The sequence below is a fragment of the Streptomyces sp. NBC_01571 genome, assembly GCF_026339875.1.
Classification (GTDB): Bacteria; Actinomycetota; Actinomycetes; order Streptomycetales; family Streptomycetaceae; genus Streptomyces.
This window is the reverse complement of sequence record NZ_JAPEPZ010000001.1, coordinates 4,224,624-4,250,725: the sequence shown is the minus strand read 5'-3', so window position 1 is coordinate 4,250,725 and position 26,102 is coordinate 4,224,624. Positions and strand designations below refer to the sequence as shown.

The window sequence follows — 26,102 nt, the reverse complement described above, 5'->3', positions numbered from 1 at the left end:
GACCGGAAGTAGCGAACTCACTCCATGCCAGGACACTTCGAACCGCTCCCCGACGGCGGCGCGGCCGTCGCGCTCGACGAGGTCGAGATCTCCATCATCCGCTCCCTCGCCGTGCAGCTCCTGGAGCTCATCGGTCCCGGCCCCGCGGAGGACGCCCCCGACGACCCGCTCGCGGAGCTGTTCGCGGAGGGCCCCAGCGAGCCGCCCTCCGACCCGGTGCTGCAGCGCCTCTTCCCGGACGCCTACAGCGGCCCCGGCGTCGAAGCCGCCTCGCCGGAGCAGGCCGAGGAGCAGCGGGCGTACTCCTCCGAGTTCCGCCGCTTCACCGAGAACGACCTGCGCGCGGGCAAGCGTGAGAACGCCCTCGTGGTGATCCGCTGCCTCGACGCGCTCACCACGGCGGGCGACGGCGGTGCGGTCCTCAAGCTCTCCGTCCCGGAGTCCGAGTCGTGGCTGCGCGCGCTCAACGACCTGCGGCTGGCGATCGGCGCCCGGCTCGACGTCGTCGACGAGGAGGACACCGACCTCCTCTACCGTCTTCCCGACGAGGACCCGCGCAAGCCGATGGTGATGGCGTACCTCTGGCTGGGCGGTCTCCAGGAGACGCTCGTCGAGACCCTTATGCCGTGATCTCTCCGCATTTCGGCGTTCGCTCAGAGGACGCTCAAATCCGGATAACGATCCCGTCACCGTTGCGGCCTGCTATATAGCGCTGTGGTCTCTTTGTCCGCTTCTCCCTGTGGTGTGCACTACACGAGCCGCCCGCCCCGTCCGTTGCGGTCGTGATAAATCTTCACGACCGCCCGACAGGACACCACCCACGTCCGGTCGGGTGCGCCACCGAGCCGGCGGATCGCCGGCCAGGCACAAGCTCCATCAATCCGGGGGGATCGGAACCCGATCCGAGGCCAGGGGGACTGGCTCGGAACGGCATGGAGAAAGGCGCACCACACATGACCTCATCGCAGGTCGACCAGACCGACGAGCCGCGTGCGGGCAGTGAGGCCGTGGGCGGCGACGCCCCCGAAGAGGGGTACGAGCGAGGGCTCGGAAGCCGCCAGGTCCAGATGATCGCGATCGGCGGCGCCATCGGCGTCGGTCTCTTCCTGGGCGCCGGGGCGAACATCGCCAAGGCCGGCCCCAGCCTCATCCTCATGTACGCCCTGGCCGGCGTGATCATCTTCTTCATCATGCGGGCACTCGGCGAACTGCTCCTGTACCGCCCGGTCTCGGGGTCCTTCGCGGAGTACTCCCGCGAGTTCCTCGGCCCGTTCTTCGGCTACTTCACCGGCTGGACGTACTGGCTGATGTGGGTGGTCACCGGCATGGCCGAGCTGACCGCCGCCGCGATCTACGTCCACTACTGGTTCCCGGCCGTCCCCCAATGGGTGACCGCACTGGTGTTCCTGGTCGTCCTCTTCGTGGCGAACCTGATCTCGGTGAAGCTCTTCGGCGAGATCGAGTTCTGGTTCTCGATGGTCAAGGTCACCGCGCTGATCGGCATGATCGTGATCGGCCTCGGCGTGCTCACCTTCGGCTTCAGCTCCGCCGGTGACACCGCCTCCGTCGCCAACCTCTGGCAGTTCGACGGCTTCTTCCCCAAGGGCATCGGCTCCTCCCTGATGACCCTCCAGGGCGTCATGTTCGCCTACCTCGCCGTCGAGCTCGTCGGCGTCACCGCGGGCGAGTCCGAGAACCCCGAGAAGACGCTTCCCAAGGCGATCAACACCCTCCCGTGGCGCATCGCCCTCTTCTACGTCGGCGCGCTCACGGTCATCCTCTGCGTCGTGAAGTGGACGGAGTTCGCCCCCGGGGTGAGCCCCTTCGTGGAGGCCTTCGCGAAGATCGGCATCCCGGCCGGCGCCGGCATCGTCAACTTCGTCGTGCTCACCGCCGCCCTGTCGTCCTGCAACTCCGGCATGTACTCCACGGGCCGCATGTTGCGCACCCTCGCCGACAACGGCGAGGCGCCGAAGATCTTCAACAAGCTCTCCTCGACCAAGACCCCGGCCTTCGGCATCACGGTCTCCGTGCTCTTCATGGGCATCGGCGTGATCCTGAACTACATCGTCCCGGAGAAGGCCTTCGGCTACGTCACCTCGGTGGCCACCGCGGCCGGCATCTGGACCTGGCTGATGATCCTGGTCAGCCACATCCTCTACCGCCGCGCGGTCGACGCCGGACGCCTGCCGGCCTCGTCCTTCCCGGCCCCGGGCGGCGCGAAGTGCAGCTGGGTCGCGGTCGCGTTCCTGCTCTTCGTCACGGGCCTGATCGCCTATGACGCCGACTCCCGCATCTGCCTCTACGTGATGGCCGTCTGGGCCGTCGCGCTGGCCGTGGGCTGGGCCGTCCTCAAGACCCGCAACCCGCAGGTCACCGAGCGCCGTGAGCCCACCTTCGAGAAGGCCCACTGACCCGGCCGCAGACGTCCGGCCCGCACGGGCCGCCGCTCGGACGTCCGGCATACGGGCCGCCCCGTACCACTCCTCGGTACGGGGCGGCCCGTCTGCTTATCCTGGCCGACATGCTGACCATCACTCAGGCCCTCGTCGACCAGATCGTCGCGCACGCGCGCCAGGACCACCCCGACGAGGCGTGCGGCGTCGTCGCGGGCCCGGCGGGCGCGGGCCGCCCCGAGCGCTTCATCCCCATGCTCAACGCCGCCCGTTCGCCCACCTTCTACGAGTTCGACTCGGGCGACCTGCTGAAGCTGTACCGCGAGATGGACGACCGCGACGAGGAGCCGGTGATCATCTACCACTCCCACACGGCGACCGAGGCGTACCCCTCCCGCACGGACATCTCCTACGCCAACGAGCCCGGCGCCCACTACGTCCTCGTCTCGACCGCGGACACCGACGACGCCGGGCCCTTCCAGTTCCGTTCGTACCGGATCCTGGAGGGCGAGGTCACGGAGGAGGAGGTCAAGGTCGTAGAGACCTACTGATCTCACCCTCCGGCCCGAAAGTATCCGGAATGCGAGACCGCACTCGGGGATCCCGGGCGGGAATCGATACGATGAGCCCATGGTTTCCCAGGACGTGAGCGAGAAGACGCCGGGCGTGCTGCTCGTGGCGCGGCTGCACGTCGACCTGTGCAGGCTGCAGAGCGCCATCTGTACGCCCTGATCGCGCCGCCGCCGTACGGCCGTGAGCCATCGGGGCACCCCGGGCGAAGCCGAGGGCTTCGGGGATCCGCAACCGGCGTACCCCATGCTTTTACCGCGCTGCCGCGCGCCCACCGACCGACTTCCTTCCGACAGGAGCCCGAACCCATGGCCATCGAGGTCCGCATCCCCACCATCCTCCGTACCTACACCGGCGGCGAGAAGGCCGTCGAGGGCGGCGGGGAGACCCTCGCCGAGCTCTTCGCCGACCTCGAGACCCGGCACGCGGGCATCCAGGCACGCATCGTCGACGACGGCCAGCTGCGCCGCTTCGTCAACGTCTACCTGAACGACGAGGACGTCCGCTTCCTCGACGGCATCAACACCAAGCTCGCCGACGGCGACAACGTGACGATCCTGCCGGCCGTGGCCGGCGGTATGGCCTGATCGGCCGCTGGTCACTCATGCGCTACGACTCCCCGCTCGCCGCGGTGGGCAACACCCCTCTGGTGCGCCTGCCGCGGCTCTCGCCGTCCGCGGACGTCCGTATCTGGGCGAAGCTGGAGGACCGCAATCCCACCGGCTCGGTCAAGGACCGGCCCGCGCTGCACATGATCGAACAGGCGGAGAAGGACGGCCGTCTGACACCCGGCTGCACCATCCTGGAACCGACGTCGGGCAACACGGGCATCTCGCTGGCGATGGCGGCGAAGCTCAAGGGCTACCGCATGGTGTGCGTGATGCCCGAGAACACCTCGCAGGAACGGCGTGAGCTGCTCGGCATGTGGGGCGCGGAGATCATCCCCAGTCCGGCGGCAGGCGGCTCCAACACCGCCGTGCGCGTCGCGAAGGAACTCTCGGCCGAGCACCCCGACTGGGTGATGCTGTACCAGTACGGGAACCCGGACAACGCGGGGGCGCACTACGCGACGACCGGGCCGGAGATCCTTGCCGACCTGCCCTCCGTCACCCACTTCGTGGCGGGTCTCGGCACCACCGGCACCCTGATGGGCGTCGGGCGCTTCCTCCGGGAGAACAAGCCGGACGTGAAGATCGTCGCGGCGGAGCCGCGCTACGACGACCTGGTGTACGGGCTGCGCAACCTGGACGAGGGCTTCGTTCCCGAGCTGTACGACGCGTCCGTCCTGACCACCCGTTTCTCGGTCGGCTCCGCCGACGCGGTGACCCGTACCCGGGAGCTGCTCCAGCAGGAGGGCATCTTCGCGGGGGTCTCCACCGGGGCCGCGCTGCACGCCGCGATCGGGGTCGGCCGCAAGGCGCTCGCCGCGGGTGAGAACGCCGACATCGTCTTCGTCGTGGCCGACGGGGGCTGGAAGTACCTGTCGACGGGGGTCTACACCGCCGCGACGACGGAGGAGGCCATCGCCACGCTCCAGGGGCAGCTCTGGGCGTAGGGCCCCCGGCGGGGTTCGCCCCTACCCGTCCCTACCTGGGGGGCTGCCGCCCCCTGGACCCCCGCTTCGGCCTGAACGGCCTCGTCCTCGAACGCCGGACGGGCTGAGGGCGCGGGGCTGCGCTGATCGGCCGCCCTCGAAGGCCGGCGCCGGGGCCATGTATGTCAAGCCCGTCCGGCGTTCGAGGACGAGCCCTTCGGGCGATCGGGGGTCCAGGGCCGCAGCCCCTCGGCGGGGAGCTGGGGGCGGAGCCCCCAGGGGCGGGTCAGGTGGGCGACGCGGCTCAGTCGGCCAGGTGGCGGACCTGGTCCCACAGCACCGGATCTACCACCCCGACCCGCCGCCGGAACTCCCCCACGGACACCTCGCGCAGCTCATCCGTCTCCAGGAAACTCGTCCGCCCGTGCGCGTCACCGACCGCCCCGGGCGGCAGCGGGATCACCCCGGCCCGCTCGTCGTGGTACTTGCTCGTGATCTTCGCGACGGTCGCCCGCTTCCCCCGCACCACCAGCACCAGACACGGCCGGTCCTTCCCCCCGGACATGTCCTCGTAGGGGACGTTCGCCCACCAGATCTCCGCCGGCCGGGGCCGCGTCCCCCGCCGCACCCCGCCGGGGCGCCGGCCGGGCCGGCCGGGCGGCCGGGTACGCGCGGCGGGCCGGCGCCCACGGCGCCCCCAGCCGTCCACCAGCGTCGCGACGAGCGCGAGCAGCACCACGGCCGCCAACGCGAGCCACCAGGACGTGTCCATACCAAAGAAGGTACCGGCGCGCACCCCGTCGCGCCCCCCGCCCGCGCGACGCGCCCGTCCCACCTTCGTCCGAGCGTCCATCCGAACCGGTGACAGCACAGGTGAGTTCGCCCACAACGGCCCCTGGCGGAGGAGCGACCCGCCCTTTTGCGCCTTACGCTCGACGGACCGCACGACCCCCGTTCCCGTATCTGCTCCGAGTAGTTGCCTACCGCACTTACTCTCTGCACTTCCTGTCAGCGCGGAGGTTCCAGCTCTTATGAAGCTCACCGTCGTCGGCTGCTCGGGGTCGTTCCCGTCCGCGGAATCGGCCTGCTCGAGCTACCTCGTAGAGGCCGACGGCTTCCGGCTGCTTCTCGACATGGGCAACGGTGCCCTTGGCGAGCTGCAGCGCCACTGCGGTCTCTACGACCTCGACGCGATCTTCCTCAGCCATCTGCACGCCGACCACTGCATCGACATGTGCGCGTACTTCGTCGCGCGCTACTACCGCCACGAGGGCGGCCGCTGCGACCCGATCCCCGTCTACGGACCCGAGGGCACGGAGCAGCGCCTGACCACCGCGTACGCGGACACTCCCACCGCCTCCTCGATGAGCGAGGTCTTCGACTTCCACACGGTCAAGCCGGGCTCGTTCGAGATCGGCCCGTTCACCGTCCACACGGAACGGGTCCGGCACCCCGTGGAGGCGTACGCCATCCGTGTCGAGCACGGGGGGAAGTCGATGACGTACTCCGGGGACACGGGCGTCACCGGGACGCTGGACGAACTCGCCCGGGACACCGACCTGTTCCTCTGCGAGGCCGCGTTCACGCACGGCAAGGAGAACATCCCCGACCTGCATCTCAACGGCCGTGAGGCGGGCGAGACGGCCAGCCGCGCCGGCGCCCGGCGTCTCCTGCTCACCCACATCCCGCCGTGGACGGACCCCCGGATCAACCTGGCCGACGCCCGCACGGTGTACTCGGGCCCGGCGGATCTGGCGACGCCTCGCATGTCGTACGAGATCTGACCGCCCCTGCGTACGCGAAGGCCCCCGGAACCGACTGGTTCCGGGGGCCTTCGGTCATACGGCCGGACGGCTCACGCCTTCGTGAGGTCCTCGACCTCCTCTTCGGGCTCGCGGCCCGGGGTGGCGAGGTTGAACTTGAGGATCGCGAAGCGGAAGACCACGTAGTAGATCACCGCGAAGACCAGGCCGATCGGGATGATCAGCCATGGCTTGGTGGCCAGGTTCCAGTTGAGGAAGTAGTCGATGGCGCCTGCCGAGAAGCTGAAGCCGTGGTGGACGCCCAGGGCCCAGGTGACGGCCAGCGAGAGCGCGGTCAGCACCGCGTGGATCACGTACAGGACCGGCGCGATGAACATGAACGAGAACTCGATCGGTTCGGTGATGCCGGTGACGAACGACGTCAGCGCGAGGGAGAGCATCATGCCGCCGACGGCCTTGCGGCGCTCGGGGCGGGCGCAGTGCGTGATGGCCAAGGCGGCGGCCGGGAGGGCGAACATCATGATGGGGAAGAAGCCCGTCATGAACTGGCCGGCGGTCGGGTCACCGTGGAAGAAGCGCGGCAGGTCGCCGTGCCACACGGCGCCGGCGGAGTCCTTGTAGGTACCGATCTCCTGCCAGGCCACCGTGTTGACGAACTGGTGCATGCCGACCGGGAGCAGCGCACGGTTGATGGCGCCGAAGATGCCCGCGCCAACGGCACCGAGTCCGGTCATCCACTCACCGAAGTTGGTGATGACGTCGCCGATGGGCTCCCAGACCAGACCGAAGAAGACACCGACGGCGGTGCCGATGAAGGCCATCAGGATCGGGACGAGCCGGCGGCCGTTGAAGAAGCCGAGCCAGTCGGGCAGCTTGGTGCGGTGGAACCGCTGCCAGGTGACGGCGGCTATCAGGCCCATGATGATGCCGCCGAGGACCTTCGGGTCGTTGTACGTCGCGGCGACGTCCACACCCTTGGTGACCTTGGCGTCGGTGATGGGGAACGCGGTGAGTACGTTCTTGTAGACCAGGAAGCCGACCAGCGCCGCCAGCGCGGTAGAACCGTCGGACTTCTTGGCGAAGCCGATGGCGATACCGACGCAGAACAACAACGGCAGATTGCTGAAGACCGCGTCGCCGGCGGTGGCGAAGACGGACGCCACCTTGTCCCAGCCGAGGCCGTCCTTGCCGAACACGTCCGGCTGGCCGAGGCGGAGCAGGATGCCCGCCGCCGGCAGCACGGCGATCGGCAACTGTAGGCTGCGACCGACCTTCTGCAGGCCCTGGAACAGGCCGGATCCCCGCTTCTTCGCGGGAGCCGCCGATGCGGTGGCGGTGCTCATAGTTCCTCCATGTGCCGGCGCTGCCGGGGGACGGGAAGGGTGAAAAGCGGGCGGGCAGCGGCCGCGTGGTCTACACCACTCAGTGGTGTAGACCTGTTGTAGCACGGTGAAGGCGGGATAAGGAACCCACGAATTTTGTGGCCTCGGCCATACCGGAAATACCCCCTGCATACATGCCGAAAGGCCCCCGGACCTGCAGGTCCGGGGGCCTTTCGGGCGGGGGAGGGCTACGCCTTGGTGAGGTCCTCGACCTCTTCCTCCGGCTCCCGTCCCGGCGTCCTGAGGTCGAACCTGGTGATCGCGAACCGGAAGATCACGTAGTACAGGACGGCGAAGCACAACCCGATCGGGATGATCGCCCACGGTTTCGTCGCCAGATTCCAGTTGATGACGTAGTCGATGAGACCGGCCGAGAAGCTGAAGCCGTCGTGCACGCCCAGCCCCCACGTCACCGCCATGGAGACACCGGTGAGCACCGCGTGGACCGCGTACAGCACCGGCGCGATGAACACGAACGAGTACTCGATCGGCTCGGTGATGCCCGTGACGAACGACGTCAGCGCGAGCGAGAGCATCATGCCGCCGATCTCCTTGCGGCGATGCGGCCTCGCGCAGTGGGTCATGGCCAGACAGGCGGCCGGCAGCGCGAACATCATGATGGGGAAGAAGCCCGAGGTGAACTGACCCGCGTTCGGGTCGCCCTGCAGGAACATGTTGATGTCACCGTGCACCACCGTCCCGTCCGGCGTGGTGTAACTGCCGAACTGGAACCAGATGGGCACGTTCAGGAACTGGTGCAGACCGATCACCAGCAGCGCCCGGTTCGCCACACCGAACACGCCCGCGCCCCATGCGCCGAGACTGACCAGCCAGTCGCTGAAGGTCTGCAGACCGTCGCCGATCGGCGGCCAGATCCACAGACACAGCGCGGCGAACACGATGGCGACGAACGACATGATGATCGGCACGAGCCGGCGCCCGTTGAAGAAGCCGAGCCAGTCGACCAGCCTGGTGCGGTGGAACCGCTGCCAGAAGTAGGCGGTCAGCAGCCCCATGACGATGCCGCCGAAGACCCCCGGATTCTGGTAGGTGAACGCCGTCACCGAGGTGTCGGGCAACTGACAGCCGATGTTCTGGATCACCTTCGCCTGCTGCGCACAGCTCTCCGGGAACTGGTGCAGCACGCCGAAGTAGACGAGGAACCCCGCGACCGCCGCGAGCGCGGTGGAGCCGTCCGCCTTCTTCGCCATGCCGATGGACACACCGACGCAGAACAACAGCGGCAACCCGAGCGAGCCGTCGAGCAGCGCGCCGCCGGCCCCCTTCATGACCTTGGAGACGCTGTCCCAGCCGAGCCCGTCCGAGCCGAACATGTCCGGCTGGCCGAAGCGGTTGAGAATGCCCGCGGCAGGCAGTACCGCGATCGGGAGCTGAAGGCTGCGGCCCATCTTCTGCAGCCCCTGGAACAGGTTGTTCCAGCGGGCGCGCACGGGTACGGCGGCGCTGTCGGCACTCATGGGCGTCCTTTGGGCGGAGCCGGGTTTGGCGACCGTCCGTCAGCTGGTGTAGACCAGTCGGGTGTGGGCTGGTCGGGGATGACCGGTCGGCGAACGGCCGCACTGTCGTGAACGCCATCATTCGGTACACACCGCATGAACGCTCGCGAAGTTGGGCCAACTGTGGGTTACTGCGACAAAGCGGTTCGGATCAGGGAGTAGGACATGGCCACCAAGGCTGAGAAGATCGTCGCCGGGCTCGGCGGCATCGACAACATCGAAGAGGTCGAAGGCTGCATCACCCGCCTGCGCACCGAGGTCATCGACCCGAGCAAGGTCGACGAGGCCGCCCTGAAGGCAGCCGGAGCCCACGGCGTCGTCAAGATGGGCACCGCCATCCAGGTCGTCATCGGCACCGACGCCGACCCGATCGCCGCGGACATCGAAGACATGATGTGAGCCACGCTCCCTGAAGCCCGGCTCACCCCTGAGGGGCTGCTTCCGCCATCGGAGGCAGCCCCTCATCCGCATACGACTAGGCTCAGCGGCATGTCTCGAATCGACGGCCGCACCCCTGAGCAACTGCGCCCCATCACCATCCAGCGCGGCTGGAGCAAGCACGCCGAAGGCTCCGTCCTCGTCTCCTTCGGCGACACCAAGGTGTTCTGCACCGCCTCCGTCACGGAGGGCGTCCCGCGCTGGCGCAAGGGCAGCGGCGAAGGCTGGGTCACCGCCGAGTACTCCATGCTCCCGCGCGCCACCAACACCCGCGGCGACCGCGAGTCCGTCCGCGGCAAGATCGGCGGCCGCACCCACGAGATCAGCCGTCTGATCGGCCGCTCCCTGCGCGCCGTCATCGACTACAAGGCGCTCGGCGAGAACACCATCGTCCTCGACTGCGACGTCCTGCAGGCCGACGGCGGCACGCGCACGGCGGCCATCACCGGCGCCTACGTCGCCCTGGCCGACGCCGTCACCTGGGCGCAGAACAAGAAGCTGGTCAAGCCCGGCCGCAAGCCACTCACCGGCACGGTCTCCGCCGTCTCCGTCGGCATCGTCGGCGGCGTCCCCCTCCTCGACCTCTGCTACGAGGAGGACGTCAAGGCCGACACCGACATGAACGTCGTCTGCACCGGCGACGGCCGCTTCGTCGAGGTCCAGGGCACCGCCGAGGCCGAGCCCTTCGACCGCAAGGAGCTCAACGCGCTGCTCGACCTGGCCGTTTCGGGCTGCGACGAGCTCGCGGCGATCCAGCGGGCGACGCTCGAGGCAACCGTGCGTTAACCCTTCGCGTTCTTAGGGGTACGGGCGTACGGTCCAGCCGTGCGCCCCGCCGGCCCCCCACGGGGCGGGCCGACCGCACCACCGGTCGACCACATCCTGTCCACGGGGAGGGACCGTTCCATGGCCGCGCGCCACCGTCGCCGCACCGCCGCAATCGCCGTCGCCGCCGCACTCGTCGCCCTGCCCGCGGCGGTCGGCTGCGATGCCGTCAACAAGGCCCTGGACTGCGTCCAGACCGCCGACGCCATCGCCGACAGCGTCACCAACCTCCAGCAGGCCGTGGAGAACGCGGCGAACGACCCGACGCAGACCGACCAGTCCCTCAACGCCATAGAGCAGAACCTCGACAAGATCGGCGACAAGACCGACAACGCGGATGTCAACAAGGCCGTCGACGACCTCGGCAAGGCCGTCGACAACGTCCGTACGGCCGTCAGGAACGGGGACAACACCCCCGACATCAGCCCCGTCACCGACGCCGCGGGAGAACTGACGAAGGTCTGCACCCCGTAGGAACCACCCGTGGGAGTTGGGGATACTGAGGGCCATGACCCGCCTGATCCTCGCCACCCGCAACGCCGGAAAGATCACCGAGCTGAAGGCGATCCTCGCCGACGCCGGTCTCTCCCACGACCTCGTCGGCGCGGAGGCCTTCCCGGAGATCCCCGACGTCCGGGAGACCGGCGTCACCTTCGCCGAGAACGCCCTCCTCAAGGCCCACGCCCTGGCCCGGGCCACCGGCCTGCCCGCCGTCGCCGACGACTCCGGCCTCTGCGTCGACGTCCTGAACGGCGCGCCGGGCATCTTCTCCGCCCGCTGGGCCGGCCGGCACGGCGACGACAAGGCCAACCTGGACCTCCTGCTCGCCCAGCTCTCCGACATCGACGAACCGCACCGGGGCGCCCACTTCGCCTGCGCGGCGGCCCTCGCCCTGCCCGACGGCACGGAACGGGTGGTGGAGGGCCAGCTGAGGGGCACCCTCCGGCACACCCCCGCGGGCACGAACGGCTTCGGCTACGACCCGGTCCTCCAGCCGGACGGCGAGACCCGCACCTGCGCGGAGCTCACCCCCGACGAGAAGAACGCGATCAGCCACCGGGGGAAGGCGTTCCGGGCGCTGGTGCCGGTGCTGCGGGAGTTGCGGGTCTGAGGGGGCGTACGAATACGGCCTGCGGATCTTTCGATTCGCAGGCCGTATGGGGTGCGGCGGAAGGGATTCGAACCCTCAAGCCGTTTCACGGGCCACAGATCCTAAGTCTGCTGCGTCGCCATTGCGCCACCGCCGCCAACCGCCTGCCATCGTACCGGCCGCGAGCTTGTCGATGAGCGGCGGTTTTGTCTCACGCCGATTTCCGGCTTCGGGCGCGTCCCCTGCACCAGGTGCTCGTCATCGCGTGGCAGTTCGGGCACAAGTAGCGCAGATTCGCCCTGCGGTTGTCCCGCCAGTTCCCGTCGACGTGGTCGATCTGCAAGGTGATGGGCCGGCCCAGCCACTCACCGGTGTTGCCACATGCCACACACAGGTACGGCACCCCGATCTCGGTCAGCGTCCGATGGAGCTGAGTCCTGTTGGTCCGGCCAGCGCGCTCCGGCAGGACGACCAGCACCTTGCTCGCTCTCTCCGCAGGTGCGGGGTCCGCGGGCCGCCCCCAGCTCCGACGCCTGAAGTGGCTTGTCTTGAGACCGATGCGGGTTACCGCGCGCCGGACTCGTCTGTGATTGGTGTCGTTGACCTCCAGCCCAAGACCACGCATGACGTCGGCATAGCTGGTGCAGTGTTCCACGAGGCTGCGAAGCCGGTCCTCGGGGATCGAGAGGCGCCGGTGGGAGAAGTGCTCGATGTCAACGCCCCTCGTGCGCAGCATGTGTGCCAGCGCGGCGCGTGAGCGGCTGTCGTCCGGCACGCCGAGTGAGCGCGCCACGCCGCGGACGCTGTTCGCCGCGGCGGCCGCTTCTTTCAACTCCTCGGTGGTGAAGGAAAGTTCATGCTCGGAGCGCTTGATGCCGGGGAAGTGGCCGATGTCGATGCCCGCCGCTGTGATCCGGCGACGGAGGTGGGACAGAGTTCCCGTCGCCGGGGTCGCGCCCAGCTTGAGTGCCACTTCGCGCAGCGACGAGGAGGAAGCGGCGGCCTCGGCGACGGCGGTGTCGGGATACTTCCGCCACGGGGTGCGCTTGACGAAGTGGCTGGTGTCCACTCCGTACGCGACCACCTTCTCCTGGAGCACGCGTCGCCGGCCGCCGCTGGGCTCGCAACCGAGCCGCCGCATCAGGTCCGTCCAATTGCGGGCCTCCGCGACGACCCGTGCGAGCCGCTCCCTTGCGAGGGGATCCGACGACGGGGTCTCACCTCCGCGTGCTGTCCCGCCTTCGGGTGCCGGTGCGTTCCCCATACTCTTCACCCCTCCGCCCCGATCGCCTGTTCGCGACCTCGTACGGAGTAACGAACCGCTTATCGGACGGTCACGCCCGATGTCCGGGGCCGGTGAAGGCCGGCCCGCGGACGAGGCGCGGTGCGGGGTGTCAGCGGTGGGGAGGCAGGTCGGTGCCGCAGCGGGCGGACCTGCCTCCCGGCGTGCGGATCCCTTCCGGAGGACCGGGCGGCCTCAGATCTCCAGATCCTTGATGATCTTCGCGACGTGCCCCGTCGCCTTGACGTTGTACAGCGCGCGCTCGACCTTGCCCTCCTCGTCCACCACGATCGTGGAGCGGATGACGCCGACGACCGTCTTGCCGTACAGCTTCTTCTCGCCGAAGGCGCCGTACGCCTCCAGGACGGTCTTGTCGGGGTCGCCGACCAGGGTGACCTTCAGGGACTCCTGCTCGCGGAACTTGGCGAGCTTCGCGGGCTTGTCGGGGGAGACGCCGATGACGTCGTAGCCCGCGCCCGCCAGCAGGTCGAGGTTGTCCGTGAAGTCGCAGGCCTGCTTCGTGCAGCCGGGGGTCAGGGCGGCCGGGTAGAAGTAGACGATGACCTTGCGGCCCCTGTGGTCGGCGAGGGAGACCTCGTTGCCGTCGGCGTCGGGCAGGGTGAAGGCGGGGGCGGTGTCGCCGGGCTGGAGTCGCTCGCTCATCGGTACCTCACGTGGCCGGGGGATGGTTACGGAACTACGGGTTGAGCGTAATAGGGGGTGCCGAGGGGTGAGGCGCAGCGTGAGCTGACAGACTGTCGACGGCACAGAGTTCGAGAATCGACCACGGAGGCAGCGCGGTGTCGGATACGTCGAGAACGCCGGATACCAGGACTCCGGCGCAGATCGAGGCGGACATCAAGCGCCGCCGTGAAACCCTGGCGGAGACGCTGGACGAGATCGGTGTGCGGGTGCACCCGAAGACGATCGTCGGGGACGCGAAGGCCAAGGTCGTCGCGAACGTCGATCACACCCTCGGGCGGGCGTACGTGGGTGTCCACCGCGTCGTCGGCGATGTGAAGGGCCGGCTGGTGACCGAGGAGGGCGCGCCGAGGCTGGAGCGGATCGTGCCCGTGGCGCTGGTGGTGGTGGGCGTGGTGGGACTGCTCGCCGTGGGCTCGCGGCGCCGCAAGCGCTGACCCGGCTGCGTACGGACGGCTCAAAGGCAGGTAGGTTCGGGGCGTGAGCGCCAATCAGGACAAGCAGAACACCCACCAGGACAAGTTGCCCATCCGCATGCTGCACGACCGTGTGCTGGTGCGGCAGGACGCCGCCGAGGGCGAGCGGCGTTCCGGCGGCGGCATCCTCATCCCCGCGACGGCGGCCGTGGGCCGGCGGCTCGCCTGGGCCGAGGTCGTCGCGGTGGGGCAGAACGTGCGGACGGTGGAGCCGGGCGACCGTGTGCTGTACGACCCGGAGGACCGGGCCGAGGTCGAGGTGCGCGGGATCGCGTACGTGCTGATGCGCGAGCGGGATCTGCACGCGGTGGCCGCCGACCGGTTCGAGGGTTCCGAGGACTCGACGGGCCTCTACCTGTAGTCCGCGGTCCGAAAGGGGCTGGTGACCGTGGTCACCAGCCCCTTTTGCCTGTGCTTTGCTACCGTGGGGACACCCGACGAGACGCGCCGTACCGGGATCCCGCAAAGACGACGCACCCCTGTTGCCCCACTGACGGAGGTGCCTGTCATGGCCTGGATCCTGCTGCTCGTCGCCGGCCTTCTGGAGGTCGGCTGGTCGATCGGGATGAAGTACACGGACGGTTTCACGCGGCTGGTGCCGAGCGTGCTCACGGGCGCGGGTGTCGTCGCGAGCATGGTGCTGCTGTCGTACGCGGCGAAGTCACTGCCCATCGGCACGGCGTACGGCGTGTGGGTGGGGATCGGCGCGGCCGGTGCGGCGGTGCTCGGCATGGTCGTGCTCGGTGAGCCGGCGACCGCCGCCCGGATCTTCTTCGTCTGTCTGCTGCTGGTGGCCGTGGTCGGTCTGAAGGTCACCTCCGGCCACTGACCCGTCGCGATCCGCGCCCGCGGCTACTGCCTTCTCTGGGTGAGCCCGGTCAGCGGTCCCACCCCGGTGGTCGTGCCCGTCGTCCCGCCGTCGGTGGCGCCCCCGTTGCCCGGGGTGCCGCCGTCGGTGGCGCCCCCGTCCGTAGTGGTGCCGCCGTCGGTGGTGCCGTCGGTCGTCGATCCGTCGGTGGTGCCGCCGTCGGTGGTGCCGTCGGTGGTCGATCCGTCGGTGGTGCCGCCCCCGTCCGTGGTGCCGGCGTCCGTCTGGCCCTGGGTCTGGCCGCCGTTGTCCCCGGGCGGCGGGCTCTGGGTGTCCTGGCCGCCGGTCGCGGCGCCGCCGTTGTCCTGGTCGCCGGTGCCGGGGGACTGGTCGGTGGGTCCGGTGCTCGGGAGCTGCTGTTCCTCGGCGCCCGGCTGGAGCCGCAGGTCGAAGTCGCTCGGGCTGGTGCCCTTGAGCGCGGACTTCGTGTACTGCGCCCAGATCTGTGCCGGGTAGCCGCCGCCGTTGATCCGGGCCTGGCCGAGCGCGCCGTACAGGGACTTGTGGACGCCGGTGTCGGGGTCCTGGCCCATGACGGCGACGACGGTGGCGAGGTCGGGGGTGTAGCCCGCGAACCAGGCTGCCTGGTCCTCCTCCGCCGTTCCGGTCTTGCCCGCGGCGGGCCGTCCGGCGGCCTGCGCGGCCGTGCCGGTGCCGCCCTCGACGACGCTCTGCAGGACGGAGGTGGTGGTGTCGGCGGCCTGCCGGGTCACCGCCTCCTTCGTGGCCTGCTCGGGCAGGTGCACGTCCTCCGCGCCCTCTTTGGTGATCTTGTCGACGAGCGTGTACGTGCCGTGCTTGCCGTGGTTGGCGAGTGTCGCGTACGCCTGCGCCATGTCGAGGACGCTGGCGGTGGACGGGCCGAGCGCGATGGAGGGGGTGGCGGTGAGGTCCGGGGTGTCGGCGGGGATGCCGAGGTCGACGGCGGTCTCCTTGACCTTGGTCGGGCCGACGTCCACGGCCATCTGCGCGTACACGGCGTTGACCGACTTGTCGGTGGCGGTGCGCACGGTGATGGGCCCGTAGGAGACGTTGTCCTCGTTCTCGGGTGCGTAGGGGCCGCCGTTCCAGCCCTGCACGGGACGCTTGTCCGTGCCGTCGTAGAAGGTGTTCGGGGTGATCGTGCGGCCGTCCTCGGTCCGTGAGTCGTTCTGCACGGCGGAGGTGAACACGAACGGCTTGAAGGTCGAGCCGACCTGGTAGTCACGGCGCGTGGCGTTGTTCACGTACTGCTTGGTGTAGTCGATGCCGCCGTACATGGCGACGACCTTGCCGGTGGCCGGGTCGATGGAGACGCCGCCGGCGCGGACGTAGCGGTCGACCTTGCGGCCCTTCTTGTCGAGGTGGTTCATCACCTGGTCGTCGACGGCCTTGACGAAGGCGTCCTGCTTGGGCCTCTGCAGGGTGGTGGTGATGCGGTAGCCGCCGGTCTGCAGGGTGTCCTCGTCGATGATCTTGTTTTCGACGAGGTAGTCGTTCACGGCCTTGACGAGGTAGCCGCGCTGCCCCGACATGCCGGTGGCGATCACCGACTGCTTGGGTTCGGGGAAGGTGACCTTGCCGCGTGCCGCCGGGGTGAGCCACTGCTTCTTGACCATGCCGTCGAGGACGTAGTTCCAGCGGGCCAGGGCCGCGGCCTTGTTCTCGGGGTGCGCGATCACGTCGTACTCGCTCGGCGCGTTCAGGAGCGCGGCGAGGTAGGCGCCCTGGCCGACCGTCAGGTCCTGGGCGTCGACGCCGTAGTAGGCCTGGGCGGCGGCCTGGATGCCGTACGCGTTGCGGCCGTAGTAGCTGGTGTTGAGGTAGCCCTCGAGGATGTCGGACTTGCTCTGCTGGCGGTCGAGCTTGATGGAGATGAAGAACTCCTTCACCTTCCGGGTGGCCGTCTGCTCCTGGCCCAGGTAGTAGTTCTTCACGTACTGCTGGGTGATCGTGGAGCCGGACTGCCTGCCCTTGCCGGTGGCGGTGTTCCAGCCGGCGCGGATCATCGCCTTGGGGTCGATGGCGGACTCGGTGTAGAAGTCCCGGTCCTCGGCGGCGAGCGCCGCGTGCTGGGCGTCCTTCGCGATCTGCGCGAGCGACACGTTCTCGCGGTTGACCTCTCCGTCGCGGGCGAGCTGGCTGCCGTCCGCGTAGAGGTAGACGTTGCTCTGCTTGGTCGCGGCGGCGTTCGCGGACGGGATCTTGACGAGGTAGTAGCCGAGCGCGAAGAGACCGACCACGAGCAGGACGAGGCCGATGAACGTGCCGAGGACCACTCGCCAGGTGGGGATGAGCCGTCCCCAGCCGGTACGCTTCCGCCTCGGTTTCTTCCCCGGCTTCCCGGGTTCCTGAGGCGTCGCGCGTTGTTCCGGTGTCGCGGGTCCCTGCGGTGTCGCGCCTTCCCGCGGCTTCCCGGGCTCTTCCGGCCTTCCGGTTCCTTCCGGCTTCCGGGGCTCCTGCGGCGTCGCGCGTTCCTCCGGCTGCCCGGGCTGCTCCGGCTCTTCCGGTTCTCCCGGCTCTTCCGGCGTCGCGCGTTCCTCCGGCTTCCCCGGCTGCTCCGGCTTCTCCGGCTGCTCCGGCTTCTCCGGGTCCCCCGGCGTTCCGGGCGCCTTCCCCGGCTCACCGGGTCCGGCCGGTGCCGCCTGGGCAGCCGGCTCGGGCTCCCTGGGTGCCCAGCCCTGGTCGTCCTGTTGCGGCTGCGGCTTGTCGCTCATCTGTTTGCCGGACTCCTGTTTCACGTCGTACGCACCCGTACGACCTCATACGCCTTGTGCGCCCCCTCTTGAAGACTGTCGCACCAAGCGTTCCGTTCCCGGATTCCGGCACGTGTCGTGCCGGAAAATGCCTGGCAGCGAGCGCCGCCGTGGGGCTAGGCTCCTGCGCTTCGGCCGAAAACGGCTTTCCCGGCGCAAGGAGGACAACCTCGTGGGGACAGGGCGGTTGTACACGGCCGTCGCCCTGGGCGGGTTCCGGCGCTACGCCACCTACCGGACGGCGACGGCCGCCGGTGTGTTCACGAACACCGTCTTCGGGCTCATCCTGGCGTACATCATGACAGCGCTGTGGGACGAGAAACCGCACCTCGGCGGCTACGACCAGGCGCAGGCGCTCTCCTACGTGTGGCTGTCCCAGGCGCTGCTCATGGTGGTCGCCACCATGGGCGGCGGCTTCGAGGACGAACTCCTGGAGCGTATCCGTACGGGTGACATCGCGATCGACCTCTACCGTCCCGCCGACCTCCAGCTGTGGTGGCTGGCCCAGGACGCGGGCCGGGCGCTGTTCCATCTGCTGGGGCGCGGCGTGGTCCCGCTGGCGTTCGGCGCGCTCTGCTTCGAGCTCGCGCTGCCCACCGACCCGCTGACCTGGCTGGCGTTCCTGGTCGCGGTGGCCCTCGGGGTGCTGGTCAGCTTCTCCATCCGTTATCTCGTCGCCCTGTCCGCCTTCTGGCTCCTGGACGGGGCGGGCACGGCACAGATGTCCATGATCGCGGGCGTTTTCTGCTCGGGGATGCTGCTGCCGCTGAACGTCTTCCCGGGCGTGCTGGGCGAGGTGGTGCGCGCCCTCCCCTGGTCGTCCCTGATCCAGGCGCCCGTCGACGTGCTGCTCGGCACGGCGGACCCCCTCGGCACGTACGCGTTCCAGGCGGCCTGGGCGGTCGGGCTGCTGGCGCTCGGACGGCTCCTCCAGTCGGCGGCGACGCGAAGGGTGGTGGTGCAGGGTGGCTAGCCCGATGGACAGCCCGATGGACAGCTCGACGGACGGTCCGGTTGACGGTCCGGCGGACGGGCGGTCCCGGACGGCCGTGGACCCGTGGGCCCGGCAGAGGACGTACACCCGGCTAAGTGACGGACTGCGCGCCTACCGCATGATCGCCGCCATGTGGATCCGCTCCACGATGGCCTACCGCGCGTCCTTCGCGATGACCACCTTCGGCAACTTCGCGGCGACCGGTCTCGACTTCGTCGCGATCCTGCTGATGTACTCGCAGATCGACCGGCTCGGCGGCTACAGCCTGCCCGAGGTCGCCTTCCTGTACGGGGTCTCGGCCACCGCGTTCGGGCTCACGGATCTCGCGCTCGGCTCCATGGACCGGCTCGGGCGCCGGGTGCGCGACGGCACGCTCGACACGCTGCTCGTGCGGCCCGTGCCCGTGCTCGCGCAGGTCGCCGCGGACCGTTTCGCGCTGCGCCGGCTCGGCCGGATCACCCAGGGACTGCTGGTCTTCGGGTACGCGGTCACCGCACTCGACATCACCTGGACGCCGCTGAAGCTGCTCCTGGTCCCGCTGATGGTGCTGAGCGGCGCCGCGATCTTCTCGGCCGTCTTCGTGGCCGGCGCGGCCTTCCAGTTCGTCGCGCAGGACGCCTCCGAGGTGCAGAACTCCTTCACGTACGGCGGCAGTACGCTCCTGCAGTACCCGCCGACCGTCTTCGCCAAGGACCTGGTGCGCGGCGTGACCTTCGTGCTTCCGCTCGCCTTCGTGAACTGGCTGCCCGCCCTCTACGTCCTCGGGCGGCCCTATCCGCTCGACCTGCCGGCCTGGGTCGCCTTCGCGCCACCACTGGTCGCGGCGGGCTGCTGCGTGCTGGCGGGAGCCGCCTGGCGGGCGGGACTTCGTTCCTATCGCAGCACGGGGAGCTGAACCGACATGACAACAGACCTGGTCGCGGACCCGGTTGACGCCTTCATCGAACTCGACCGCGTCGAGAAGGTCTTCGACGTGCGCAAGAAGACCGGCTTCCTGCGCAGTGAGCGCCGTCAGGTGCGGGCGGTGGACTCCCTCTCCTTCACCGTGCCGCGCGGCGAGATGGTCGGCTACATCGGGCCGAACGGCGCCGGAAAGTCCACCACCATCAAGATGCTGACCGGGATCCTCACACCGAGCGGCGGCCGGCTGCGGGTCGCGGGCATCGACCCGTCACGGGAGCGGACCCGGCTCGCGCGGCGCATCGGGGTCGTCTTCGGGCAGCGCACGACGCTGTGGTGGGACCTCCCGCTGATCGACTCCTACCGGCTGATGCACCGCATGTACCGTATTCCGGACGCCCGTTACCGCGAGAACCTCGACCGCTGCGTCGAACTCCTGCAACTGGGCGAGCTGTTGGACGTACCGGTCCGGCAGCTGTCCCTCGGCCAGCGGATGCGCGGGGACATCGCGGCGGCGCTGCTGCACGACCCCGAGGTCCTCTATCTCGACGAGCCGACGATCGGCCTGGACGTGATCAGCAAGGCCAAGGTCCGCTCGTTCCTGCGCGACCTGAACGCCGAGCGCGGCACGACGGTGCTGCTCACCACGCACGACCTCACCGACATCGAGCAGTTGTGCCGACGGGTGATGGTCATCGACCACGGGCGGCTGATGTACGACGGGCCGCTGACCGGGCTGCACGAGGTGGGGGCGAGCGAGCGGACCCTCGTGGTGGACCTGGAGCGGGAACTGCCGCCCGTCGAGGTGGCGTCGGCGCGGGTGGTGAAGGTGGAGGGGCCCCGGCAGTGGCTGGCCTTCCCCGCGTCGGCGTCGGCGGCCGAGCTGGTGGCGCGGATCGCGGCCGAGTACCCCCTGGTGGACCTCTCGGTGCGGGAGCCGGACATCGAGGCGGTCATCAGCCGCATGTACGAGGAGAAGGCTCTCTCGTAGGCTGGCCCCATGACCGAGGATGTGCCTTCCCGGGGAAGCGACGACCAGCGCCCGGTGCCGCGGGCTCCCGAACCCGCGGGCCCGGAGTTGCGAGCCTCCGATGCCGATCGTGAACGGGTCGCCGAAAAGCTCAGGGACGCCCTCGCGGAGGGGCGCCTCGACATGGAGGAGTTCGAGGAGCGGCTGGAGGCGACGTTCAAGGCCCGTACCTACCGGGACCTGGCGCCGCTCACCCACGATCTGCCGGGTCCGGCCGCCGCGACTCCGGTGAACATGGTCAAAGAGCCCGCCGAGAGCGGGAGTTGGGCCTCGCGGATCGTCGGCGGGGAGGGATCGTCCGCGTGGGGGGTCGCGATCCTGTCCGGGTTCGAGCGTAAGGGCCGGTGGACCGTGCCGCGGCGCTTCAGCTCCTTCGCCTTCATGGGCGGCGGCGAGATCGATCTGCGCGAGGCGAACTTCGCCGACCGTGAGGTCGTCATCAACTGCGTCGCGGTCATGGGCGGTGTGAACGTCGTGGTGCCGCCCGGCGTGGAGGTCGTCGTGCGCGGCATCGGCATCATGGGCGGCTTCGACCACCGTGAGGAGGGCCGGCCGGGCGACCCCGGGGCCCCGCGCGTGATCGTCACGGGCTTCGCGTTCTGGGGCGGAGTCGGCGTGGAGCGGAAGATCACCCGCGCCGAGCGGCAGCGCCTGAGGGAGGAGCGCCGCCAGGAGAAGCTGGAGCGCAAGGCCGGCCGAGGGGCGCTGGAGGGCGGCTCGCGCGGCCGCCTCGACGACGTGTACGACGCCCATCTCGAGGCGCTCGAGGAGGCCCGGGACCTGATCCGAGAGCGCCACGAGGAACGCCGGCAGAGGCACGCCGAGCGCCGCGAGCGCCACGAGGCCCGCCGCGAGGAACGCCACCGCCGCCACCGCGACTTCTGAGCGGAGCGCCGCCGCCGTCACCGCGACGTCCCGAGCGGTGCGCAGCCGCCGGCGGCGCGACGTCCGGACCCGGTCGGCCCCCGCTACAGCTCCGCCGGGGCCGACCCCTTCAGGTCGTCCAGGTCGAAGACCTCCGCCATCCGCTCGTACCCCTTGTCGCTCGGGTGGAGGTGGTCTCCCGAGTCGTAGTCGGAGCGGAGCCTGCGCGGGTCGTACGGGTCGCGCACCGCCTTGTCGAAGTCGACGACGGCGTCGTACACGAGGCCCGCGCGGATCTCCTCGTTGACGGCCCGGCGCACCGCGTCGCGGCCGCTCGTGTAGCCGCGGTGGCCGCCGAAGGGCATCAGGGTCGCGCCGACGACGCGCAGTCCCCGGGCGTGCGCCTGCTGGACCAGCCGGCGCAGTCCGTCGGTGATCGTGCGCGGGTCGACCCGGTACGGGTTGCGCAGGATGTCGTTGACGCCGAGGTCGATGACGACGGCCTTGACGTTCGTGCGGTCGAGCACGTCGCGCCGGAAACGGTTGAGGCCGCTCGGGTTGTCGGCGGGCCGCCCGAGACCGTCGGCCAGGACGCGGTTGCCGCTGATGCCCTGATTGACGACGCTGTAGCGCGGCACGTCCCCGGAACCGGCCGCGGCGCGCAGCCGCTCCGAAAGGACGTCCGTCCAGCGGTGGTTGGCGCCCGTCGTGGAAGTGATGCCGTCGGTGAGCGAGTCCCCCAGGGCGACGACGGTGCCCGCCGACTCGTTGCTCAGTACGTCGAGGGCGGTCAGATAGCGCCAGTACGGGGTCTGTTCGGTGTACGCGGTACCGGCCGGGTCCTCGGTGCGGTCGCCCTCGGCGACGTACGAGATCTGCCGCGCGTGCTGGTGATAGGTGACCGGTCCGGACGGGGTGGGGGAGTACGTGGTCACGAGGACGTCGGTGTCGCGCGGAATGGGGATCCGCACGCCGTCGCTCATCACCTGCTGCCCCGCCGGGACTACCACCGCGGTGCTGCCGGCGAAGGTGAGGCGGCTCATGGTCCCGGCCGCCGCCGCCGCGTCGTTCTCGCCCGCGGCGACCGCGATCGAGGCGTGCGTGATGCGCAGCGGCTGCTGTCCGTAGAGGTTGGAGAGGGTGATGCGGGCGTTGGTGCCGCCGACGCCCACGTGCACGACGTTGCGCACGGAGCGGCCGGCCATGCCGCTCGCCTCGGTGCCGGGTTCGGCTCCGCCGGGTGAGGCCGACCAGGCGCCGACCCAGGTGCCCACGGAGGCGGGGGCCGCGGAGTTGTGCGGGCCGGGGGCGCCGGCGAGGGCGTTGCCGGTGCCGCTTTCGTCGTCGGCCGCGGCGCCCACGTATATGGCTGCGGATATGACCACGATCACGGCGACGATCGCGGCCAGCAGGGCATAACCGTGACGCTTGGTCATGCGGTGCGTGTCTCCTCGGGCGAGGGGAGCCCGAGGCTCCGATGTGATGTCCCATGATGCGTCATGGGGTAGACGGAGAAGGACAGGGCCCCTTCCGGGACGACCCTGAGGCGTCCCGGAGATCTCCCTGAGTTCTTCCCATCCGAACAAGACGCCGGGAACTCCTGTTCCGTTCCAGGAGTCGGTCAGGAAGGGACAATGGGTACGAGGCCTCGGACGGGGTCGGCGAACGGGTGGAGCGAATGGAACGCACAGAACCGGAAGCAGCGGATACCGAGGGGCGGAGCGCCGGGCCGGGCGGCACCACGCACCGCGCGGCGACGGCGCCCGGCCCGGCGAACCGCACGATGGCCTCCTTCAGCCCCGCCGACGAGGAGAAGCAGCGCGGCGTCCGCCGGATGAAGGCGACGGCGACCGGCCTGCTCCTCCTGGTCGCACTGGTGTACGTCCTCGCCAAGTGGGCCTCGCAGGAGGGTGCGGGCCCCTGGGCCGGATATGTCGCCGCGGCCGCCGAGGCCGGCATGGTCGGCGCGCTCGCCGACTGGTTCGCGGTCACGGCCCTCTTCCGCCATCCGCTCGGCCTGCCCATCCCGCACACCGCGATCATCCCCACCAAGAAGGACCAGCTGGGCGTGTCGCTCGGCGAGTTCGTCGGCGAGAACTTCCTCTCCGGGGAGGTCGTACGCCAGCGCCTGCGCGCCGTCGGCATCGCCGGCAGGCTGGGGGTCTGGCTCGCCGAACCGGAGCACGCGGACCGGGTCACGGCCGAGCTGGCCACCGCCCTCAGGGGAGCACTGACCGTCCTGCGCGACTCCGACGTGCAGGCGGTGGTCGGCGAGGCCATCACACGCCGCGCCGACGCCCAGGAGATCGCGCCCGGCATAGGGAAGATGCTGGAGAAGATCGTCGCGGACGGCGGTCACAAGCGGGTCGTGGACCTGATCTGCGCCCGCGCCCACGACTGGCTGGTGCTCCACGACGAGCAGGTCATGGACGCCGTGCAGGGCGGCGCGCCCGGCTGGACCCCGCGTTTCGTCGACAAGAAGGTCGGCGAGCGGGTCTACAAGGAACTGCTGCGCTTCGTCACCGAGATGCGCGACGCCCCGTCCCACCCGGCGCGCGGCGCCCTCGACCGCTTCCTCGGCGACTTCGCCGCCGACCTCCAGTCCGACACCGACACCCGCGCCCGGGTGGAGCGCCTCAAGGGCGAGGTGCTCGGCCGCGGCGAGGTCCAGGACCTGATCGCATCCGCCTGGACGGCCGTACGATCCATGATCGTTTCCGCCGCGGAGGACGAGCGCAGCGAGCTGCGTCTGCGGGTGCGGGCCTCGCTGCTCTCGCTGGGCACCCGTATGGCCACCGAACCCAAGCTCCAGGCCAAGGTCGACCGGTGGGTCGAGGGTGCCGCCGTGTACGTGGTGACGACCTACCGCAAGGAGATCACCTCCCTGATCACGGACACGGTCGCCGGCTGGGACGCCGAGCACACGACGCGGAAGATCGAGGCGCACATCGGCCGTGACCTGCAGTTCATCCGGATCAATGGCACGGTGGTGGGATCACTGGCCGGACTGCTGATCTACGTGGTGTCGCGAGCGCTGGGGGCGTAACCACCCCGCGGCGGGGAATCCGGTCAGGGTTCGTCGAACGGAGAGGGAGCCATGACCCCACCAGCCCCGCCGGCCTCCGTGCCCGCTTCCATGGGAACCATCACCACGAGTGTCCCCTCCCGCCTCGACCGGCTCCCCTGGTCCCGGTGGCACTGGATGATCGTGATCGGTCTGGGAACCGTCTGGATCCTGGACGGTCTGGAAGTCACCACGGTCGGCAACATCGCGAGCCGGCTCTCCGAGGACGGCAGCGGCCTGTCCATCTCCTCGGCCCAGGTCACCGGCGTCGCCGCGGCGCTCTATGTCGCGGGAGCCTGCGCGGGAGCCCTCTTCTTCGGCTGGCTGACCGACCGTTACGGCCGCAAGAAGCTCTTCATGGTGACGCTCGTCGTCTACCTCGCGGCGACCGCGATGACCGCGCTCTCCTTCGACGCCTGGTGGTTCTTCACCTTCCGCTTCCTCACCGGCTTCGGTATCGGCGGCGAGTACGCGGCCATCAACTCGGCGATCGACGAGCTCATCCCCGCGAAGTTCCGGGGCCGCGTCGACCTGATCATCAATGGCAGTTACTGGCTCGGCGCGGTCGGCGGCGCGCTGCTGTCCATCGTCATGCTGAACACGGACATCTTCCCCAAGGACGTCGGCTGGCGGCTCACCTTCGCCCTCGGAGTGGTCCTCGGACTGGTGGTCCTGCTGGTCAGGCGGCATGTGCCGGAGAGCCCGCGGTGGCAGTTCATCCACGGTCGCGGCGAGGACGCGGACGAGCTGGTCAGCTCCGTCGAGCGGGACATCGAGCGGGAGAAGGGCAGGCCGCTGCCGCGCGCGGAGGGCGAGATCACCATCGAGCAGCGCAAGAGCATCGGCTTCGGGCTCATCGCGCAGACCGTCTTCCGCCGCTATCCGAAACGCGCCGTGCTCGGCCTCTCCCTCTTCATCGGCCAGGCCTTCCTCTACAACGCGATCACCTTCGGCTTCGGCGCCATCCTCACCACGTTCTACGACGTCCCCTCCGGCGGCACCGGCTACTACTTCGCCGTCATCGCGGCCGGCAACTTCGTCGGCCCGCTGCTGCTCGGCAAGCTCTTCGACACGGTCGGCCGCAAGGTGATGATCTCCTCCACGTACCTGCTGTCGGGCGTGCTGCTCTTCGGCACGGCGTGGCTCTTCGGCCAGGGCTCACTGAACGCCGCGACCCTCACCGCGTGCTGGTGCGTCGTCCTGTTCTTCGCTTCGGCGGGCGCCTCCAGCGCGTATCTGACGGTCTCGGAGATCTTCCCGATGGAGACCCGCGCGATGGCCATCGCCTTCTTCTACGCCCTCGGAACGGCCGCCGGCGGTATCAGCGGACCGCTGGTCTTCGCCGACCTCACGTCGTCCGGTGTCGTCGGCGACACGGTGCTCGCCTTCCAGATCGGCGCGGCCCTGATGTGCGCGGCGGGCCTGGTGGCCGCGATCCTCGCGGTGAAGGCCGAGGGGCGCTCCCTGGAGGACATCGCCGCCCCGCTGTCGACGACATCGTCCGGCACGTCCCAGAAGACGGCCTGACCCGCTTCACGGACGACGAGCCGCCCCCGGTTCTGCCCGCCTCCCCGGTTCTGTCCACCGAACCGGGGAGGTCCGCCGAGCGGATTCGGCGCGCCGGACCCGCCGGATACGAGAACCTGATCGGTCCGCCGAGTCACGAGGATGT

General features: G+C 69.7%; 27 protein-coding genes, 1 tRNA gene and 1 riboswitch. Of the genes, 20 read left to right on the top strand and 8 right to left on the bottom strand.

What is annotated here, in order from left to right; genetic code table 11:
• The first annotated feature begins 24 nt into the window (after positions 1-24).
• From OHB41_RS19085 to OHB41_RS19065, 6 genes are all read left to right on the top strand, one after another.
• Positions 25-630, top strand: a complete 606-nt coding sequence (locus OHB41_RS19085; protein WP_266699436.1) for a DUF2017 domain-containing protein — start codon at positions 25-27, stop codon at positions 628-630.
• A 323-nt stretch (positions 631-953) separates the two neighbouring features.
• Complete coding sequence (locus OHB41_RS19080) at positions 954-2,414, top strand: amino acid permease (RefSeq protein ID WP_266699435.1); 1,461 nt, start codon at positions 954-956, stop codon at positions 2,412-2,414.
• Positions 2,415-2,524: 110 nt separating this feature from the next.
• Complete coding sequence (locus OHB41_RS19075) at positions 2,525-2,947, top strand: M67 family metallopeptidase (RefSeq protein ID WP_266699434.1); 423 nt, start codon at positions 2,525-2,527, stop codon at positions 2,945-2,947.
• 79 nt (positions 2,948-3,026) lie between these two features.
• Entirely contained in the window at positions 3,027-3,128 is a 102-nt protein-coding gene (locus OHB41_RS52040) for a putative leader peptide (protein WP_323138383.1), read from the top strand.
• A gap of 146 nt (positions 3,129-3,274) precedes the next feature.
• A complete protein-coding gene (locus OHB41_RS19070) occupies positions 3,275-3,553 on the top strand; it encodes a MoaD/ThiS family protein (protein WP_148008611.1) in 279 nt (92 codons plus the stop codon).
• Positions 3,554-3,570: 17 nt separating this feature from the next.
• Positions 3,571-4,521 (top strand): PLP-dependent cysteine synthase family protein, encoded by a 951-nt coding sequence (locus OHB41_RS19065; protein WP_266699433.1) that lies wholly within the window; start codon positions 3,571-3,573, stop codon positions 4,519-4,521.
• 283 nt (positions 4,522-4,804) lie between these two features.
• Here the strand turns inward: OHB41_RS19065 and OHB41_RS19060 are convergent, their stop codons facing one another.
• Complete coding sequence (locus OHB41_RS19060; protein WP_266699432.1) at positions 4,805-5,272, bottom strand: type II toxin-antitoxin system PemK/MazF family toxin; 468 nt, start codon at positions 5,270-5,272, stop codon at positions 4,805-4,807.
• Between the two features lie 259 nt (positions 5,273-5,531).
• On the opposite strand from OHB41_RS19060, the gene OHB41_RS19055 reads away from it, so the two are divergent.
• On the top strand, positions 5,532-6,284 hold the full coding sequence (locus OHB41_RS19055; RefSeq protein ID WP_266699431.1) for an MBL fold metallo-hydrolase: 753 nt from the start codon (positions 5,532-5,534) through the stop codon (positions 6,282-6,284).
• 71 nt (positions 6,285-6,355) lie between these two features.
• Here the strand turns inward: OHB41_RS19055 and OHB41_RS19050 are convergent, their stop codons facing one another.
• Both OHB41_RS19050 and OHB41_RS19045 read right to left on the bottom strand, forming a co-directional pair.
• Positions 6,356-7,606, bottom strand: coding sequence for a PTS transporter subunit EIIC (locus tag OHB41_RS19050; RefSeq protein WP_266699430.1), 1,251 nt, complete (start codon positions 7,604-7,606; stop codon positions 6,356-6,358).
• A 227-nt stretch (positions 7,607-7,833) separates the two neighbouring features.
• Positions 7,834-9,123, bottom strand: coding sequence for a PTS transporter subunit EIIC (locus tag OHB41_RS19045; protein ID WP_266699429.1), 1,290 nt, complete (start codon positions 9,121-9,123; stop codon positions 7,834-7,836).
• Between the two features lie 204 nt (positions 9,124-9,327).
• On the opposite strand from OHB41_RS19045, the gene OHB41_RS19040 reads away from it, so the two are divergent.
• From OHB41_RS19040 to rdgB, 4 genes are all read left to right on the top strand, one after another.
• Complete coding sequence (locus tag OHB41_RS19040) at positions 9,328-9,561, top strand: PTS sugar transporter subunit IIB (RefSeq protein ID WP_030299876.1); 234 nt, start codon at positions 9,328-9,330, stop codon at positions 9,559-9,561.
• Between the two features lie 90 nt (positions 9,562-9,651).
• A complete protein-coding gene (gene rph, locus OHB41_RS19035) occupies positions 9,652-10,386 on the top strand; it encodes a ribonuclease PH (protein ID WP_266699428.1) in 735 nt (244 codons plus the stop codon).
• 120 nt (positions 10,387-10,506) lie between these two features.
• Complete coding sequence (locus tag OHB41_RS19030; RefSeq protein ID WP_266699427.1) at positions 10,507-10,899, top strand: hypothetical protein; 393 nt, start codon at positions 10,507-10,509, stop codon at positions 10,897-10,899.
• A gap of 34 nt (positions 10,900-10,933) precedes the next feature.
• Entirely contained in the window at positions 10,934-11,536 is a 603-nt protein-coding gene (rdgB, locus tag OHB41_RS19025) for an RdgB/HAM1 family non-canonical purine NTP pyrophosphatase (protein WP_266699426.1), read from the top strand.
• A 52-nt stretch (positions 11,537-11,588) separates the two neighbouring features.
• Here the strand turns inward: rdgB and OHB41_RS19020 are convergent.
• From OHB41_RS19020 to bcp, 3 genes are all read right to left on the bottom strand, one after another.
• Positions 11,589-11,672: transfer RNA gene (locus OHB41_RS19020), tRNA-Leu, on the bottom strand.
• Positions 11,673-11,726: 54 nt separating this feature from the next.
• Entirely contained in the window at positions 11,727-12,656 is a 930-nt protein-coding gene (locus OHB41_RS19015; protein WP_266699425.1) for an HNH endonuclease signature motif containing protein, read from the bottom strand.
• Positions 12,657-12,992: 336 nt separating this feature from the next.
• Positions 12,993-13,460: a thioredoxin-dependent thiol peroxidase gene (gene bcp, locus OHB41_RS19010; RefSeq protein WP_266699424.1), complete on the bottom strand. Its 468-nt coding sequence runs from the start codon at positions 13,458-13,460 to the stop codon at positions 12,993-12,995.
• A 137-nt stretch (positions 13,461-13,597) separates the two neighbouring features.
• Here bcp and OHB41_RS19005 point away from each other — a divergent pair, with 137 nt between their 5' ends.
• The 3 genes from OHB41_RS19005 to sugE all read left to right on the top strand — a co-directional run bounded on the left by OHB41_RS19005 (position 13,598) and on the right by sugE (position 14,804).
• Positions 13,598-13,936, top strand: coding sequence for a DUF3618 domain-containing protein (locus OHB41_RS19005; protein ID WP_266699423.1), 339 nt, complete (start codon positions 13,598-13,600; stop codon positions 13,934-13,936).
• Between the two features lie 97 nt (positions 13,937-14,033).
• Positions 14,034-14,336 carry a GroES family chaperonin gene (locus OHB41_RS19000; protein WP_187285621.1) on the top strand — a complete coding sequence of 101 codons (303 nt, stop codon included), beginning with the start codon at positions 14,034-14,036 and terminating at the stop codon, positions 14,334-14,336.
• A gap of 52 nt (positions 14,337-14,388) precedes the next feature.
• A riboswitch (guanidine-III (ykkC-III) riboswitch) is annotated at positions 14,389-14,453 on the top strand.
• A 30-nt stretch (positions 14,454-14,483) separates the two neighbouring features.
• Positions 14,484-14,804 carry a quaternary ammonium compound efflux SMR transporter SugE gene (gene sugE, locus OHB41_RS18995; RefSeq protein ID WP_148008600.1) on the top strand — a complete coding sequence of 107 codons (321 nt, stop codon included), beginning with the start codon at positions 14,484-14,486 and terminating at the stop codon, positions 14,802-14,804.
• 23 nt (positions 14,805-14,827) lie between these two features.
• On the opposite strand, the gene OHB41_RS18990 is transcribed toward sugE, so the two are convergent.
• Positions 14,828-17,539: a transglycosylase domain-containing protein gene (locus OHB41_RS18990; RefSeq protein ID WP_266699422.1), complete on the bottom strand. Its 2,712-nt coding sequence runs from the start codon at positions 17,537-17,539 to the stop codon at positions 14,828-14,830.
• Between the two features lie 211 nt (positions 17,540-17,750).
• On the opposite strand from OHB41_RS18990, the gene OHB41_RS18985 reads away from it, so the two are divergent.
• Genes OHB41_RS18985 through OHB41_RS18970 form a run of 4 tightly spaced genes read left to right on the top strand, consistent with a single transcriptional unit; the run spans position 17,751 to position 21,387 of the window.
• Positions 17,751-18,551, top strand: coding sequence for an ABC transporter permease (locus OHB41_RS18985; RefSeq protein WP_266699421.1), 801 nt, complete (start codon positions 17,751-17,753; stop codon positions 18,549-18,551).
• Positions 18,552-18,567: 16 nt separating this feature from the next.
• Positions 18,568-19,467, top strand: a complete 900-nt coding sequence (locus tag OHB41_RS18980) for an ABC transporter permease (protein ID WP_266699420.1) — start codon at positions 18,568-18,570, stop codon at positions 19,465-19,467.
• Positions 19,468-19,473: 6 nt separating this feature from the next.
• Positions 19,474-20,463 (top strand): ABC transporter ATP-binding protein, encoded by a 990-nt coding sequence (locus OHB41_RS18975; RefSeq protein WP_266699419.1) that lies wholly within the window; start codon positions 19,474-19,476, stop codon positions 20,461-20,463.
• Between the two features lie 9 nt (positions 20,464-20,472).
• Complete coding sequence (locus OHB41_RS18970) at positions 20,473-21,387, top strand: DUF1707 SHOCT-like domain-containing protein (RefSeq protein ID WP_266699418.1); 915 nt, start codon at positions 20,473-20,475, stop codon at positions 21,385-21,387.
• A gap of 83 nt (positions 21,388-21,470) precedes the next feature.
• On the opposite strand, the gene OHB41_RS18965 is transcribed toward OHB41_RS18970, so the two are convergent.
• Positions 21,471-22,802, bottom strand: a complete 1,332-nt coding sequence (locus OHB41_RS18965; RefSeq protein WP_266699417.1) for an SGNH/GDSL hydrolase family protein — start codon at positions 22,800-22,802, stop codon at positions 21,471-21,473.
• A 242-nt stretch (positions 22,803-23,044) separates the two neighbouring features.
• Here OHB41_RS18965 and OHB41_RS18960 point away from each other — a divergent pair, with 242 nt between their 5' ends.
• The gene (locus tag OHB41_RS18960) at positions 23,045-24,412 is read left to right on the top strand and encodes a DUF445 domain-containing protein (RefSeq protein WP_266699416.1); all 1,368 of its coding nucleotides are present in this window, start codon (positions 23,045-23,047) and stop codon (positions 24,410-24,412) included.
• A gap of 51 nt (positions 24,413-24,463) precedes the next feature.
• Positions 24,464-25,957: an MFS transporter gene (locus OHB41_RS18955; protein WP_266699415.1), complete on the top strand. Its 1,494-nt coding sequence runs from the start codon at positions 24,464-24,466 to the stop codon at positions 25,955-25,957.
• The last annotated feature ends 145 nt before the right edge of the window (positions 25,958-26,102 follow it).